This window comes from Pseudooceanicola sp. (genome assembly GCF_029213205.1).
GTDB lineage: Bacteria > Pseudomonadota > Alphaproteobacteria > Rhodobacterales > Rhodobacteraceae > Pseudooceanicola.
Map to the genome: position 1 here is coordinate 1 of NZ_JARGNH010000026.1, position 14,497 is coordinate 14,497.

Genomic DNA, 14,497 nt, shown 5'->3' on the forward strand with positions numbered 1-14,497 from the left:
CGATGACACCCCTACCCTATGCACGACAAGAGTCGCGGTTCAGGTATCGCTCACATGTCCCTCAATCGTCTTCGTCGGACTCCAGCCAATCGCCCGGCGGCGCCACCGAGAGGTCGGTCGAGGTCTTGTCACCCTTGGGGCGGTTTTCATCCGGTTTCTCGCCAGTGACCAGATAGATCACCTGCTCGGCGATCGAGGTCACATGATCGCCCATCCGCTCGTTGTTCTTGGCAATGAAATGCAGATGCATGCAGGCGGTGATATTGCGCGGGTCTTCCAGCATGAAGGTCAGGAATTCGCGGAACAAGGCGTTATACATCTGGTCGATGTCGCGGTCGCGGTTGATCACATCCTGGGCCAGATTGGCGTCGCGCTGGATATAGGCGTCGAGCGCGTCTTTCAGCATCAGCTGCACCGCGCGCGCCATTCGGCGCAGCGCTGCATGGGTGCCCTCGATCGGGGTCATCTGGATCAGCACCCCGGTGCGTTTCGCCATGTTCTTGGCATAGTCGCCAATGCGTTCCAGATTCCCGGCAATCTTCATCACGCTGAGGACGATGCGCAGATCGATGGCGGTGGGGCTGCGCAGGGCGATCACCCGGGCGGAATCCTCGTTGATCTGCTCTTCGAGCTGGTCGATCACCCGGTCCCCTGCCCGGACCTTGTCCGCCAGTTCCTCGTCGCGCTCTTCCAACGATTGCGCGGCGTCGAGGATCGCGGCCTCGACCAACCCGCCCATCTTCATGATCCGGGCCTGAATGCCCTCCAGATCGCGGTCAAAGGCGCTGGTGATATGTTGTTCGCTGTGCATCTCTGCCCCCTCAGCCGATCCGGCCGGTGATATAACTTTCGGTCCGTGGGTCCAGCGGATTGGTAAAGATCTGCCCGGTCTCGCCATATTCGACAAGATTGCCGAGGTGAAAGAACGCGGTCTTCTGGCTGACCCGCGCCGCCTGCTGCATCGAATGGGTGACGATCACCACAGAATAGCTTTCGCGCAGCTCGTCGATCAATTCCTCGACCTGCCCGGTGGCAATCGGGTCAAGCGCCGAACAAGGCTCGTCCATCAGCAGCACCTCGGGCTCGGTGGCGATGGCGCGGGCGATGCAGAGGCGCTGTTGCTGGCCCCCCGACAGCCCGGTGCCCGGCGCCAGGAGCCGGTCCTTTACCTCATCCCAAATCGCCCCGCGCCGCAGTGATTTCTCAACGATTTCATCAAGTTCAGCCTTGCTCCTGGCCAAACCGTGAATCCGTGGCCCATAGGCAATATTGTCATAGATCGATTTCGGAAACGGGTTGGGTTTCTGAAACACCATGCCGACCTTGGCGCGCAGCTGCACCGGGTCCACCCGCTTGTCATAGATGTCCTGCCCGTCCAGCCGGATATCGCCCTGCACCCGGCAGATATCGATGGTGTCGTTCATCCGGTTCAGGCAGCGCAGGAAGGTCGACTTGCCACAGCCCGAGGGACCGATAAAGGCGGTCACCGTCTTGTCCTCGATCGAGACGCTCACATCCTTGATGGCGTGGTTGTCGCCATAATAGACCTGCACGTCCTTGGCGGCGAACTTGATGTCATTCTGCCCCGGCATGGCCCCAACTTTCACAATGTCATACATCATCTTGCCCCTTCTTGCCGCCGCGCTCAAATCGGCGGTGCCGGATCACCGCGATGATGTTCATTGTGGCCCGGAATCGCAACCGAATGATGATAGCGTCTGACCTTGGCCTGGCCTCAGCCGCCCGTAGCGATCACCGCCGGCAGGGTCACGGTGAATTCCGACCCCTGCCCGGCTTCGCTTTCGATCCGCAGCCGCCCCCGGTGCCGGTTGACGATATGCTTGACGATGGCGAGCCCGAGACCGGTGCCGCCCATTTCCCGCGACCGGTGACTGTCGACCCGGTAAAACCGTTCGGTCAGCCGTGGAATATGCACCAGGTCGATCCCCGGCCCCTGATCGCGGATCGAAATCACCGTGCCCGGACCACGCAGCGCCGCCACGTCGCCAACCGGGGCCAGCCGCAGCGTCACCTCGCCCTCGGCGCCACCGTATTTGATCGCGTTCTCAACCAGGTTGGTGACAACCTGATGCAGTTGATCCTCATCCCCCGGCACCACCACCGGCGCTTCGGGCAGATCGCGGATCAGACGCACGCCATTGGTTTCCGCCAACGGCTGCAACCGGTTCAGCGCCGCCTCGACCAGCGCGCGCAGGTCGACCCGGGCCGTGGGCCGCATCCGCTCTTCGCTTTCCACCCGGCTCAGCGACAGCAGATCCTTGACCAGACGCTCCATCCGCTCGGCCTCGGTGGCCATGATCCCGAGAAAGCGCTCACGCGCCACCGCGTCATCACGGGCCGGGCCGCGCAGGGTTTCGATGAATCCCAGCAATGCGGTCAGCGGGGTGCGCAATTCATGACTGACATTGGCGACGAAATCGCGCCGCATCTGCCCGGCCTGGGCCACATGGGTGACATCCTCGAACGACAGCAAGGCGCCCTCGGCACCCGGATGGTCGAGCCAGGAACATTGCACCTCATAGGTCAGGTCCTGCGCCCCGTCATTGGTCAGCATTCTTGTGGTGCGCGGCTGGCGGTCGGCCAGCACCCCCTCGACCGCGTCCAGAACCGCAGGCTGGCGGATCGCGGTGATGAAATGCCGCCCCTCGATTTCGGCGCCCAACAGCGCCTGCCCCTTGGCATTGACCCCGAGGATCCGCTCATTGCGCCCGATCAGCACCGCCGGAACCGGCAGCGCACGCATCAACGGGGCGACAAAATCAGACACAGGCGGGCAATCCTCTGGTTTGCATGGCTCACATATGACCGCTCTGCCGGGACAAGACCAGTGCCACATGGCCCGAACGGCGCGGCGCCCATTTTTCAGGCATCGGACCGGGCAGATTGCCGTGGCGCAGAGAAATCCCGCGCCGACCCCCAGCGTCCCCCTTGACCCGCGCCGTGCCCGGGCGCTGCACTGGGGCCAGTATCGTGTCCTTCGATTGCCCCCGGGCAATCCGCGTCGGAGATGTCGGACAATGCCGTGCTATGTGATTACCCAGACCCATTTCAGCGAGGCCGATCAGCTCCGCGATTTTTCCAGGGCGCTGCGCGAATTGGGGCGCGGCACCGGCTTGCAGGTGACGCCGCTGGATGACGCCAAATGCACAAATCCCTTGCGACCTGATCAGTCCTTTCTGATGGAATTCAGCGACGCGGCCCGCGCCCATGCCTTCATGGCCTCGCGCGAATACCGCAGCCTGATCGATGCGAGCGAAACCGCCAGCGCCGGATAGAGCCGCGCCCCGCCGCTCAGTCGAGCGCGACCAGCCCAGAGCGAAACCGCCGCATCTTGTCCTGATAGCCCTGGGCCGAGGCGATCAACCGCGCCTCCCAGTCCGGGCCAAGGGTCTTGACCACCTTGCCGGGACTGCCCAACACCATGGAATGGTCCGGGATCACCTTGTCCTCGGTCACCAGAGCGCCAGCGCCAATCAGGCAATTCTTGCCGATCACTGCCCGGTTCAGCACCGTGGCGCCCATGCCGATCAATGTGTTGTCGCCAATGGTGCAGCCGTGCAGCATCGCCTTATGGCCAATGGTGCAATTCTGCCCAACGGTCAGCGGACAGCCCAGATCGGTGTGCATCACCACGTTTTCCTGCACATTCGAGCCCACGCCGATCTCGATCACCTCATTGTCGCCACGCAGGGTGCAGCCGAACCAGATCGAGGCGCCAGAGCGCAGGATCACCCGGCCGATCACATTGGCATCCGGCGCCACCCAGAAATCTCCATCCTCCGGCAGTTCCGGGCGAACATTCTCAAAGGCGTAGAGTGTCATGGCATATCTCCGAATTGGGCCTGCAAGGCGCGCACATGGTCATTCAATCCCGGCTGCTGAATCCGCCGCAACCGGGCGGCGGTCAGGATCGCCCGCAGCTTGGTCTCGGTGGCGTCCAGATCGTCATTCACCAGCACGAAGTCGTAACTGTCCCAATGGCTGATCTCGTCCCAGCTGCGTTGCATCCGCCGGGCGATGACCTCTTCACTGTCCTGAGCGCGTTCACGCAGGCGGCGGTGCAGCTCGGCAATCGACGGCGGCAGGATAAAGATCGACAGGGTGTTGTTGCCCAGATCGGAATTGCGGATCTGCTGGGCGCCCTGCCAATCGATGTCAAACAGCACATCCCGACCCTGTTCGATCGCCGCCAGCACCGGTGCCTTGGGCGAGCCGTAGAAATTGCCAAACACATGCGCATGTTCCAGCATGCCGCCATCGGCGACCAGCGTCTTGAACCCGGCCTCATCGAGGAATTGGTAATCCTGCCCGTCGACCTCGCCCGCGCGCGGCGCCCGGGTGGTGGCCGAGACTGAAAACCGCACGCTTGGGTCCCAGGCCATCAACCGCCGGGCCAGGGTCGATTTCCCGGCGCCCGAGGGCGAGGACAGAATGATCAGAAGGCCGCGCCGCTGGCTCATGCGCCCGTTCCTTGCCGGTTGCTGCGTCATGGTTCCATTCGCATCAATTGCCCAGACAGACAACCGCCCCCGCTTCGTCTGGTTCCAAATATCTCGGGGGGAACGCCCGACGGGCGTGGCGGGGGCCGCGCCCCCGGCCCGGCTTTTCACCAGGTGCTGACCGCTCAGCGGCGCACGGCGCCCTGCCCCTCGACCAGGTATTTGAAACTGGTCAATTGCTCGGCCCCGACCGGCCCGCGGGCATGCAGCTTGCCGGTGGCAATGCCGATTTCGGCACCCATGCCGAATTCACCGCCATCGGCAAACTGGGTCGAGGCGTTGCGCATCAGGATGGCGCTGTCGAGTTCGCGAAAAAACGTCGCCGCCGCCTCATCGTCCGCGGTGATGATCGCATCGGTGTGGTTGGAGCCATAGCTGCGGATATGGTCGATCGCCTGGTCCAGCCCATCGACCAGCTTGGCCGCGCAGATCATGTCGAGGAATTCACGACCGAAATCATCGGCCTTGGCCGGAACCACACCGGCGATCTTGGTCAAGTCCCCGGCGCCGCGCACCTCGACACCCGCCGCCAGCAGCGCCTCGATCAGGATCGGACCATGCTGGCTGTAAAAGCGCGAGTCGATCAGCAGGCATTCCATCGCCCCGCAAATGCCGGTGCGCCGGGTCTTGGCGTTCAGCACGATCTCGACCGCCATGGCCGGATCAGCGGTGGCGCCGACATAGATGTGGCAGATCCCTTCGAGATGGGCAAAGACCGGCACCCGCGCCTCGCGCTGCACCAGCCCGACCAGCCCCTTGCCACCGCGCGGCACGATCACGTCAATATACGCGACCATGGTCAGCATTTCGCTGACTGCGGCGCGGTCACGGGTCGGCACCTGCTGGATCGCGGTTTCCGGCAACCCGGCCTGGCGCAGCCCCTCGAGCAGGCAAGCATGGATTGCAGCCGAAGAGTTGAAGCTTTCCGAACCGCCGCGCAGGATCACCGCATTGCCGGATTTCAGGCACAGGGCCCCGGCATCGGCGGTCACGTTCGGGCGACTTTCATAGATCACGCCGATCACCCCAAGCGGGGTGCGCACCCGGCGGATATGCAGGCCCGAGGGCATGTCCCATTCAGCAATCACCGCGCCGACCGGGTCTTTTTGTTCGGCCACCGCGCGCAGCCCGTCGACCATGGCGCGGATCCGGTCCTCGTTCAGCAGCAGCCGGTCGAGCATCGCCGTAGAAAGGCCCTTGGCCTCGCCCTCGGCCATGTCGATGCGATTGGCGTCGATGATCTGCTCGCGCCGGCGCCAGACCGCATCGGCGGCGGCGTTCAAGGCGGCGGATTTGCGCTCGGCACTGGCAGTCGCCAGCTCCAGCGAGGCCGCGCGGGCCTTGGCACCGATGTCGCGCATCAGCTCGGGGATGTTGTCCAGATCCTTCATTTCACGCCCTTCTCTATCCCAAACTCTTATAAGACATGCCGCCCTCAGATCGCCATATCGTCACGATGCACCAGCACCGCACGACCGGAGTAGCCAAGGATCGCCTCGATCTCGTGACTTTTATGGCCCTTGATCGCCCTTGCCTCTTCCGAAGTATAGCGGGTCAATCCGACCGCGATCACCTCGCCCTCCGGACCGGTCAGAGTCACCGGATCGCCACGCCCGAAACAGCCAGAGACGGCGGTGACCCCGGCGGGCAGCAGGCTGTTGCCCCGGCCCATCGCCTGTGCCGCTCCGGCGTCCAGGGTCAGGGTGCCCTTTGGCTTCATCGCGCTGATCCAGCTCTTGCGTGCCACCTGCGGATCCCCCTGCGCGGTGAACCAGGTGCAATTTCCGCCATTCTCAAGCACAGTCAGAGGGTTATTGTCGGTTCCCAATGTGACGCATAAAGCGCAGCCAGCCGAGGTTGCGGCCTTGGCCGCCAGCAGCTTGGTCTTCATCCCGCCCTTGGACAGGCCGGATTTGGCATCGCCCGCCATCGCCTCGATCTCGGGGGTGATGTGTTCGATCATCGCGAACCGGCGGGCAGAGGCGTCAAAGCTGGGATTGGCCGAATAAAACCCGTCGACATCCGACAGCAGGATCACCTGATCCGCCCAGACCGTCACCGCCACCTGCGCCGCCAGCCGGTCATTGTCGCCATAGCGGATCTCGTCGGTGGCAATGGTGTCGTTTTCGTTGACGATCGGCACCACGCCGAGCCCCAGCAGGGTTTCCAGGGTGGCGCGGGAATTCAGATAACGCCGCCGATTGGCGCTGTCCTCAAGTGTCACCAGAACCTGGGCAATGGTGATGTCGTGCGGTTTCAGCGCCCGCTCATAGGCCGCCACCAGACCGACCTGACCGACCGCCGCCGCCGCTTGCGCCTGTTCCAGCGCCAGCACCCCCTGCCCGAGACCGAGGACCCCGCGCCCCAAGGCGATGGAGCCGGAGGAAACCAGCACCACATCGGTGCCGCGTGCCCGGATCCTGGCCACATCCTGCGCCAGGCTGTTCAGCCAGTCGACACGCAGCGCGCCGCTGTCCCGGTCGACCAACAGGGCCGAGCCGATCTTGACCACCAGGCGCTGCGCCTGATCCAGACGCGGCAGGTCGGTGGCCTCGCTCAAGGCTGTGGCGTCACTCATGGTTGCGGCCATGGTTGCGGCGTCGTTCAGGGTTGCCATGTCTCGGGCTCCGACTCATCGTCGTGGTCTTCTTCGCGTTTGCGGCGCAGCCGGTCGTCGCCAATCTGCGCTCTGAGCGCGCGCAGCACGTCGACCGTGCCCGCGCCGGTGACCCCGGACATCAGCATCACCGGGCTGCCGGTGACCGCCTCAAGCTCGTCCTTCAGGAACGCCTGTTCCTCGGCGTCGAGCGCGTCGATCTTGTTCAGCACGGTGATCCGTGGCTTGTCCTCAAGCGCGGCGCCATAGGCGGCGATTTCATCGAGGATGGTCTGCCAATCCTCCAGCAAGGTGCCCGAGGTGCCATCGACCAGATGCAGCAGCACCGCGCAGCGTTCGATATGGCCAAGGAACAGATCGCCCAGGCCCCTGCCCTCGGAAGCGCCCTCGATCAGCCCGGGAATATCGGCGACCACGAATTCCGCGCCATCCACCGCCACCACCCCGAGGTTGGGATGCAGGGTGGTGAACGGGTAATCGGCGATCTTCGGACGGGCGTTGGAGGTGGCGGCGAGAAAGGTGGATTTGCCCGCATTCGGCAGGCCCAGCAATCCGACATCGGCAATCAGCTTCAGCCGCAACCAGATCGTGCGCTCGACCCCTTCAAGCCCGGGATTGGCGCGGCGCGGGGCCTGATTGGTGGCGGATTTGAAATAAGCGTTGCCGAAGCCGCCATTGCCGCCCTTGGCGATCAGCACCCGCTGACCGATCTCGGTCAGGTCAGCGATCACCGTTTCCTCATCCTCGTCGAGGATTTCGGTGCCGACCGGCACCCGCAGAATGATGTCATCGCCATTGGCGCCTGTGCGGTTATTGCCCATGCCGTGCTGGCCGTTCTGAGCAAAGAAATGCTGCTGATAGCGGAAATCGATCAGCGTGTTCAGCCCATCGACCGCCACCGCCCAGACATCGCCACCGCGGCCGCCATCGCCGCCATTCGGGCCGCCATATTCAATATATTTTTCCCGGCGAAAGGCGATTGCCCCACCGCCGCCCGATCCGGAGCGGATATAGACCTTTGCGAGATCGAGAAACTTCATGCCTCATCCTCTGCCGCAAAGGTCGCTTAACGCAAGCGAGACCGGCGGCTCAATCCTGTTTTCGCGCGTCCAGCACGCGGCTGTAAGTCCAAGTGGGCACGGTGGCCCGACGGGCAACCGAATAGTTTTCCGCGTCCCCGATATAGAGAAACCCGCAATTGGTCAGCACCCTGGCCGAGGCCGGGTTGTCCTGAAACACGCTGGCGAACATCGTGCGATTGTCCAGCGGATTTTCCGCAACCAGCGCCGCGACCGCCGACGAGGCGACCCCGGTGTTCCAATAGGCCGGGGCAACCCAGAAGGAAATCTCGGATTGCTCACCCTCGATTCGGGTCAAGCCGATCAGGCCCATCACTTCGGGTCCGCCGCGTGCCGCCGTGTCGATGGCCCAGACGTCTTGGTCGCGGGTCGCGCTCTGGGCGCGGCGGATTAAATCCTCGGTTGCCCCCGGGGGCAGCGGGTGCGGGATCGAGGTGGTGGCCCGCGCCACCCGTTCATCTGCGCTGTGCAAGCGGATCAGCCCGGCGTCCGAAATGCGCAAGGGGCGCAGGCAGAATTCACCGCCGTCGATCACTGGCTGGGTGATGAAATGCTCGTGTTTCAAGGGGGTGTTCCTCCTCAGCCCCGAACGCAACCGATCCAAGCTTGAAGGTCGGCAACACAAAGGGGGACCGGCCACTGCCGATCCCCCATCTGTGTCATCAGACCGTAAGGTCGGCTTACTCTGCGGCCTCCACCGCTGGCAGCACCGAAATAAAGGTGCGGCCCTTGAGACCTTTGTGGAACTTCACATTGCCATCGATCGTGGCAAAGATCGTGTGATCCTTACCCAGCCCGACGCCGTCGCCCGGCCACCACTTGGTGCCGCGCTGACGCACGATGATGTTCCCGGAAATGACGTTTTCGCCACCGTATTTCTTGACGCCCAGACGCCGGCCCGCGGAATCGCGACCGTTGCGTGAGGAACCGCCAGCTTTCTTGTGTGCCATCTGTCGTGTCTCCTCTTACTTCGCCAGTTCTTTGGCCTGTTCGATCCAGCCTTCACGCTCGATCCGGCCTTTGAAGCTCAGTTTTTCATCCATCTCGGTCACGTCGTCGGCGCTCCAGGCTGCGATCTGGGCAAAGGAAGTAACCCCGGCCTCATGCAGCTTTTTCTCAAGCGCCGGGCCGATGCCCGACAGGATTTTCAGATCATCGCCAGCGGCGGCTTGGGCCGCGGACGCCTTCGGTGCTGCGGCTTTCTTGGCCGCTTTCGGCGCGGCAGCCTCGCCCGAAACCGAACCGGACCCAACGGCGGTTTTGACGCCGGACTTGCCAGCACCAGCCGCCAGAATCTCGGTCACCCGAACCAAAGTCAGTTTCTGACGGTGGCCCTTGGTCCGTTTCGACGAATGTTTCCGGCGACGACGAACAAAGTTGATGACCTTGTCACCTTTGACCTGATCGACAACTTCGGCCTGAACAGCCGCATCGGCAACGAAGGGCGCGCCAACGACGGTGGTGTCACCGCCCAGCATCAGCACTTCGTTGAATTGAATCGTTTCACCAGCGTCAGCCGCCAGCTTTTCGACGCGCAGCAGATCGCCCGATTGGACCCGATACTGCTTGCCGCCGGTCTTGAGGACCGCAAACATATGTTATTCCTTCATTTCCCGCGTCCTGTGGCCCCCTTGCGGGTGTTTTCGGGGATCAGACCCGCCTGCAGACAGCGCGCCCCGGTCAGGGCGTCATTGCATATAGCCGCCAGACCCAGAGGTCCGTCGGAAGCCCGGCTTATGGTCGGGAAAGAAAGCCAAGTCAAGGGCAGATCGGTTACAGATCCTGGGTTGCCATCTGATCGGCAATCGCCAGCCCGAGCGCATAGTAGATGTCGTCATACATCTGCGCAAAGGCTTGAAACAACGCCCGGTTCAGGCGCTGGCCCTGGGCGGTTTCGGACAGGGCGATATAGCGCGACAGGCCCGCGTCATCGAGGTCGCGATAGGCGGCGTGCAGATAGGCGCGCAGCCAGTCCTCGGTTTCACTGCGGGTGCTGTCTTCCTGCGACCAGATTTCGTCCAGCATCTCGGCCTCGCTCAGAGCCAGCGCACCGCCCTCGCCGAGGCCAAGGTAAAAGCGAAAGTTGGAATTCAGCGCCCCGGTGACGTTGAACTCGATCAGATCGTTCACCGCGATATAGCGATCAATCAGCCGCAGCCGTGTGGTGTCACTGGCTGGGTCGCTCAGCACCGCGCGCGCCGCCGCCTCGGTTGCCGGGTCGAGAAAAGCGCGCCGTGTCGCCACCTCGCCCGCGACGATCTGCGCCCCCAGCGGGCTGTCAAAGAAATCGACGAGGTCGGTCAGCGGCTCCGGCCCGAGAGCCGCGGCAAAGCTGGCGCGCATCGAACGATCCATTATCTCGCCGTCATAGATCCGACGCGCCAGCGCGGTCCAACCGGCCCCCGGCGGATAGGGCAGATAGTCAAACCCCAGGGCCTCGGCTTGGGTCATCCCCTCTTGCTGCATCACCGCGATCAGCGGCGACAGCTGCAACAGGCTCCAGAGCCGGTCAAATCCGACCGCGCCCTCAGCCCGCGCCGGCGCAGCCGCGGCGCTCAGCGTGACGATGGACAGGCACAGGCCGACGACAGCGCTGCGCAAGCGGCGCGCGTGACTCACAGCTCCTGCCCCGGATCCAGCCCGCGCAACCGCATCGCCACCGCCTCATAGCGATTGGCCATTATTTCGAACTGCACGGCGTCCATCAACTCATAAACCTCACGCATCAGCGGCTGTTCCAACGCCTCGGCATAGGCGGCGAGATCTTCGTTTGAAATCCCGTCATAGGTCACCGCCGCGCCGCGCAGCCCGGATTTGCGGATTTCGGCCAGCGATTCCTCGGCGGATTCGGCCTGCAGGGCCCGCAGGCCCTTTTCATCGAGCTTCAACTCGACAATTCCCGCTGCCGCTGCGGCCATCAGAAACCGGATCTGCACCTCATTGGCGGATTTCAGCGTCATCTCGGCCGAGCCGATTGCCCGCATCATCCGATCAAAGATCGCCACCCGCTCAGGATCGCTGACCATCAGATCGGCAATCATTTCCTCGCCGGATTTGCGCTTTACCGAACGATCCGCGAGATGCGAGGCGTTTTCCGCCTGCACCAGCCGCTGCCCCAGATCCGAGGCATAGAACCCCGCCGCATGCGCCAGCGCCGCATCGCTGAGGGTGCGTTCCAGGATATCGACGCCCATTTCCTGCATCAAGGCAACGTCAAACACCTCGCCTGCAAGCCGGGTCCAGCTGAGTCCGAAATCCTGTGCCCGGATGCCCAGCATCGCCGGGGCGTCCTCGGCCGAAAGCTTGATCGCCTCCAGCGCCACGTCAAAGCCGGTGACGGTGAGAAAGGCGCGCACCCGGTCGCGGTCTGCGGCCTGGCCAGGGCTGGCCGTCACGCTGACAAGGGCAAGGATCAGCGCCGTCAGCAGGGAAAATGTGACCCCGGTTCGGCGCCCGGATTGGCGGAAGTGACGCATCGGTTCAGCTCTCATCAAGGGTGGGTTTGCGGTTGCCCCGGATCCTAGGCCATTCGCGCCGTCATGCAATGCAAAAGCCCCCTTGCCTGCGCGGACAATTGCCACTACACGGACCTCCCAGACCCCCGCGGAGAGGTGCCGGAGTGGTCGAACGGGGCGGTCTCGAAAACCGTTGAGGGTGCAAGCCCTCCCAGGGTTCGAATCCCTGTCTCTCCGCCATTGTAATTAAAGATTATTGTTGTATTTCAAAGCGTTACAGGTCGATTGATCTGGGCGCTTGAAACTCTGCCCACTCCCTGCACACTACGCGACCCCGGATTTTGACGGACAAACAGCCCGTCTTTAGATTACGGAAACGTGAGAGGGTATTGCGTGATGTGCGGCAGTTTCATCGGTGAACGTCGCTTCGTTGCTCAAACTCTTTACCAATGTCTTCCCAGAGTTCGTCAAGAAACGTGATGAAGTTCTTGGTGTAACCGCGCAGCAGGCAGTGAGTTCGGATGAATTCTCGGTCGTGATACAAAGACCGACCGATATTCCGAACTACAGATACGTGATACGTGCCCTTGTCGGACTCTGGGACAACTAGCTTTCCGTCTTTCAGCTTGAGCACTGACCCCATGCCGTTCAAGTTCTCGAAGTAGTAGAACATTTTGACAATTTCTTCGCGGCTCAGGTCCGATGATACAAAATGCCCTTTGCGCTCAATGTCTTGAATGTCGGGATTTTCGATAACTAGTTGGTTGATCGCATGATACCGCGTTACGGAGTTTACAAAGCTTTCCTTGTCTTTCGTCGCCCGCTGCCAACGGTAGAACTGAATTGCCGCGAAGCCCACGATTGCCGCCACGATAAGCTGCGCGACGGATACCAACACCCGCAACCCCTCAACAAACTCGGGCGAAAAACCATCACTTTCGTTCATTGGGTATGATGCCTCACTATGGATTATTGTTTCCGTAAGCTACCCAAAGGCTAAGCATTTGACTACAAAAAGAAGCCGCCCCCGAAGGGACGGCAGTTGCCCTTGGCACTTAAGGGAAGGATCGTCAGGCGGCGACGGCGTAGGTGCTGCGGCAAACTTTGAGGTGCCCCTAGATTTGTAGACGCTTTGCTTGGTAATTTTGGAACCATGGAGAGACGGATATGAACAAGGGAATACGGTTTACAGACGAGTTTAAGCAGGACGCTGTGGCGCAGGTTGTTGAGCGTAGTTACGCGGTCAGCGAGGTGGCCGAGCGGCTGGGGATCAGCACCAAGTCCCTGTACACTTGGAAGGCGCAGTTTTCGAAGTCGCCACGTGTCAGATCAGAGGTTGCGGATCAGGCTGCTGAGATAAGACGGCTGAAGCGCGAGCTGGGGCGCGTCTGCAACCCCTCGCCGCCCATGGCGGGCTCGCACCCGCCCTGGACCACTTTAACCAGATAGCCTCCCGGCCCGCGACGGTCGCGCGTGGTTCACCCGCGTCACCCGATAAGGCTGGGCAACAGCAGCGAAACGACGGGGAACAGGACGATCACGGCCAGGACCATCAGGTCGATAACCAGGAACTTCATTACCCCGAAGAAGACCACATGAACCGGCACCTCGGGCCTGACCACCGAGCTGACGACAAAGACGTTCAACCCCAAAGGTGGCGTTACCAGCCCGATCTCCAACAGTTTCACGATGACCACACCGAACCAGATCAACTCATAGCCCATGCCCTCGATCAACGGAATCACGAATGGCAACGTCAGAAGCATGGTGCCAATCGGGTCCAGGAACATGCCCATGACCAGATAGATCAGCACGATACTGAACAGGATCATCCAGTTCGACAATTCGGCATCGTTGACAAATGCAACCAGCGCGGCGGTGACCCCGGTCAGGGAAACGAAGGATACAAAGACCTTGGCCCCGGCCGAGATGAAGAACAGCGAGGCGGTTGAAATCGCGGTTTCCCGCAGGCTGTCCTTCAGTTGGCTAAAGTTGATCCGCCCCGACAGCAGGCCAAAGGCCAGAATGAATGTCAGGCAGATCGCTGCGGCTTCGGTTGCGGTGAAAACCCCGCCATAGATCCCGCCGATGATGATCACGACCAGCACCATTGCGGGCCAGACCTTCAGCCCCGCAGCCAGCTTTTCACGCAGCGGATAGTTTTGGGTCAGGATCGGCGCTGCGTCGGGTTTCAGCTTGGCCCAAATCCAGACCGTCAGCAGATATCCGAACAACGACAGGATACCGGGCAGCACCCCAGCCAGGAAAAGCTGGCTGACCGAGCTTTCGGTAAAGATACCGTAGACGATGAACAGCACGCTGGGCGGGATGAGCGAGCCCAGGGTGCCACCAACCGCCACGCTCGAGGTCGACAATTCACGGGAATAGCCATAGCGCTGCATCTCGGGCACGCAGATCCGGCCCATCGCCGAGGCACAGGCCAGCGACGACCCGGAGACGGCCGCAAAGCCACCGCAACCGACGATCGAGGCCATCGCCAACCCGCCCGGCAGGCGAGCCATCCAGATCCGGGCGCTGTCGTAGATGTCGGTGGTGATGCGCGCGTGATAGGCCAAATGCCCGGCGGCGATGAACATCGGAATCATGCTCAGCGAGTAGGAATGCACAAACCCAAAGACGCTGTTTTCAATCAGGCTCACCGCGGGGCGGATGCCATAGGCCAGGTTCAGTTCGCTGCCCGGTCGCCAGGAAAACACCAGCAAGACGCAGGCCGAAGCGACCGACATGAGGGCAAAGCCGATCGGCACCCGGATCACCAACAGGAGCATTGCGGCGATGAATCCAATTAATCCAATTGTCGTCGGT

At 62.2% G+C, this 14,497-nt stretch carries 17 protein-coding genes and 1 tRNA gene; 3 read left to right on the plus strand and 15 right to left on the minus strand.

Annotated elements, in window-relative coordinates; genetic code table 11:
- Window positions 1–61: 61 nt before the first annotated feature.
- From phoU to P1U48_RS15400, 3 genes are all read right to left on the minus strand, one after another.
- Window positions 62–811, minus strand: coding sequence for a phosphate signaling complex protein PhoU (gene phoU / locus P1U48_RS15390; RefSeq protein ID WP_301070066.1), 750 nt, complete (start codon window positions 809–811; stop codon window positions 62–64).
- 10 nt (window positions 812–821) lie between these two features.
- Window positions 822–1,619 carry a phosphate ABC transporter ATP-binding protein PstB gene (gene pstB, locus P1U48_RS15395; RefSeq protein ID WP_301070067.1) on the minus strand — a complete coding sequence of 266 codons (798 nt, stop codon included), beginning with the start codon at window positions 1,617–1,619 and terminating at the stop codon, window positions 822–824.
- A 116-nt stretch (window positions 1,620–1,735) separates the two neighbouring features.
- The gene (locus tag P1U48_RS15400) at window positions 1,736–2,764 is read right to left on the minus strand and encodes an ATP-binding protein (protein WP_301070101.1); all 1,029 of its coding nucleotides are present in this window, start codon (window positions 2,762–2,764) and stop codon (window positions 1,736–1,738) included.
- A gap of 274 nt (window positions 2,765–3,038) precedes the next feature.
- On the opposite strand from P1U48_RS15400, the gene P1U48_RS15405 reads away from it, so the two are divergent.
- Complete coding sequence (locus P1U48_RS15405) at window positions 3,039–3,296, plus strand: DUF1330 domain-containing protein (RefSeq protein WP_301070068.1); 258 nt, start codon at window positions 3,039–3,041, stop codon at window positions 3,294–3,296.
- A 16-nt stretch (window positions 3,297–3,312) separates the two neighbouring features.
- On the opposite strand, the gene P1U48_RS15410 is transcribed toward P1U48_RS15405, so the two are convergent.
- The 10 genes from P1U48_RS15410 to P1U48_RS15455 form a co-directional block, all read right to left on the minus strand.
- Window positions 3,313–3,843, minus strand: coding sequence for a gamma carbonic anhydrase family protein (locus P1U48_RS15410; RefSeq protein WP_301070069.1), 531 nt, complete (start codon window positions 3,841–3,843; stop codon window positions 3,313–3,315).
- Entirely contained in the window at window positions 3,840–4,481 is a 642-nt protein-coding gene (gene gmk, locus P1U48_RS15415) for a guanylate kinase (protein ID WP_301070070.1), read from the minus strand. The genes P1U48_RS15410 and gmk overlap by 4 nt, the downstream gene beginning before the upstream one ends.
- 164 nt (window positions 4,482–4,645) lie before the next feature.
- On the minus strand, window positions 4,646–5,911 hold the full coding sequence (locus tag P1U48_RS15420; protein WP_301070071.1) for a glutamate-5-semialdehyde dehydrogenase: 1,266 nt from the start codon (window positions 5,909–5,911) through the stop codon (window positions 4,646–4,648).
- Between the two features lie 44 nt (window positions 5,912–5,955).
- Complete coding sequence (gene proB / locus P1U48_RS15425) at window positions 5,956–7,098, minus strand: glutamate 5-kinase (protein WP_301070102.1); 1,143 nt, start codon at window positions 7,096–7,098, stop codon at window positions 5,956–5,958.
- Window positions 7,099–7,124: 26 nt separating this feature from the next.
- The gene (obgE, locus tag P1U48_RS15430) at window positions 7,125–8,177 is read right to left on the minus strand and encodes a GTPase ObgE (protein WP_301070072.1); all 1,053 of its coding nucleotides are present in this window, start codon (window positions 8,175–8,177) and stop codon (window positions 7,125–7,127) included.
- A gap of 49 nt (window positions 8,178–8,226) precedes the next feature.
- Window positions 8,227–8,781 carry a GNAT family N-acetyltransferase gene (locus P1U48_RS15435; RefSeq protein WP_301070073.1) on the minus strand — a complete coding sequence of 185 codons (555 nt, stop codon included), beginning with the start codon at window positions 8,779–8,781 and terminating at the stop codon, window positions 8,227–8,229.
- A 115-nt stretch (window positions 8,782–8,896) separates the two neighbouring features.
- Complete coding sequence (rpmA, locus tag P1U48_RS15440) at window positions 8,897–9,166, minus strand: 50S ribosomal protein L27 (protein ID WP_301070074.1); 270 nt, start codon at window positions 9,164–9,166, stop codon at window positions 8,897–8,899.
- Window positions 9,167–9,181: 15 nt separating this feature from the next.
- Window positions 9,182–9,811, minus strand: coding sequence for a 50S ribosomal protein L21 (locus P1U48_RS15445; RefSeq protein ID WP_301070075.1), 630 nt, complete (start codon window positions 9,809–9,811; stop codon window positions 9,182–9,184).
- Between the two features lie 178 nt (window positions 9,812–9,989).
- Window positions 9,990–10,835 carry a DUF2059 domain-containing protein gene (locus P1U48_RS15450; RefSeq protein ID WP_301070076.1) on the minus strand — a complete coding sequence of 282 codons (846 nt, stop codon included), beginning with the start codon at window positions 10,833–10,835 and terminating at the stop codon, window positions 9,990–9,992.
- A complete protein-coding gene (locus tag P1U48_RS15455) occupies window positions 10,832–11,707 on the minus strand; it encodes a DUF2059 domain-containing protein (RefSeq protein WP_301070077.1) in 876 nt (291 codons plus the stop codon). Before P1U48_RS15455 ends, P1U48_RS15450 begins: the two co-directional genes overlap by 4 nt.
- A gap of 114 nt (window positions 11,708–11,821) precedes the next feature.
- Between P1U48_RS15455 and P1U48_RS15460 the strand changes: the two genes are divergently transcribed.
- A tRNA-Ser gene (locus tag P1U48_RS15460) sits at window positions 11,822–11,911 on the plus strand.
- Window positions 11,912–12,080: 169 nt separating this feature from the next.
- Here P1U48_RS15460 and P1U48_RS15465 read toward each other — a convergent pair.
- Window positions 12,081–12,617: a hypothetical protein gene (locus P1U48_RS15465; protein WP_301070078.1), complete on the minus strand. Its 537-nt coding sequence runs from the start codon at window positions 12,615–12,617 to the stop codon at window positions 12,081–12,083.
- A 221-nt stretch (window positions 12,618–12,838) separates the two neighbouring features.
- On the opposite strand from P1U48_RS15465, the gene P1U48_RS18230 reads away from it, so the two are divergent.
- On the plus strand, window positions 12,839–13,120 hold the full coding sequence (locus P1U48_RS18230) for a transposase (protein WP_366142910.1): 282 nt from the start codon (window positions 12,839–12,841) through the stop codon (window positions 13,118–13,120).
- 38 nt (window positions 13,121–13,158) lie between these two features.
- Here the strand turns inward: P1U48_RS18230 and P1U48_RS15470 are convergent, their stop codons facing one another.
- Window positions 13,159–14,460 carry a TRAP transporter large permease gene (locus P1U48_RS15470; RefSeq protein ID WP_366142911.1) on the minus strand — a complete coding sequence of 434 codons (1,302 nt, stop codon included), beginning with the start codon at window positions 14,458–14,460 and terminating at the stop codon, window positions 13,159–13,161.
- Window positions 14,461–14,497: the final 37 nt, after the last annotated feature.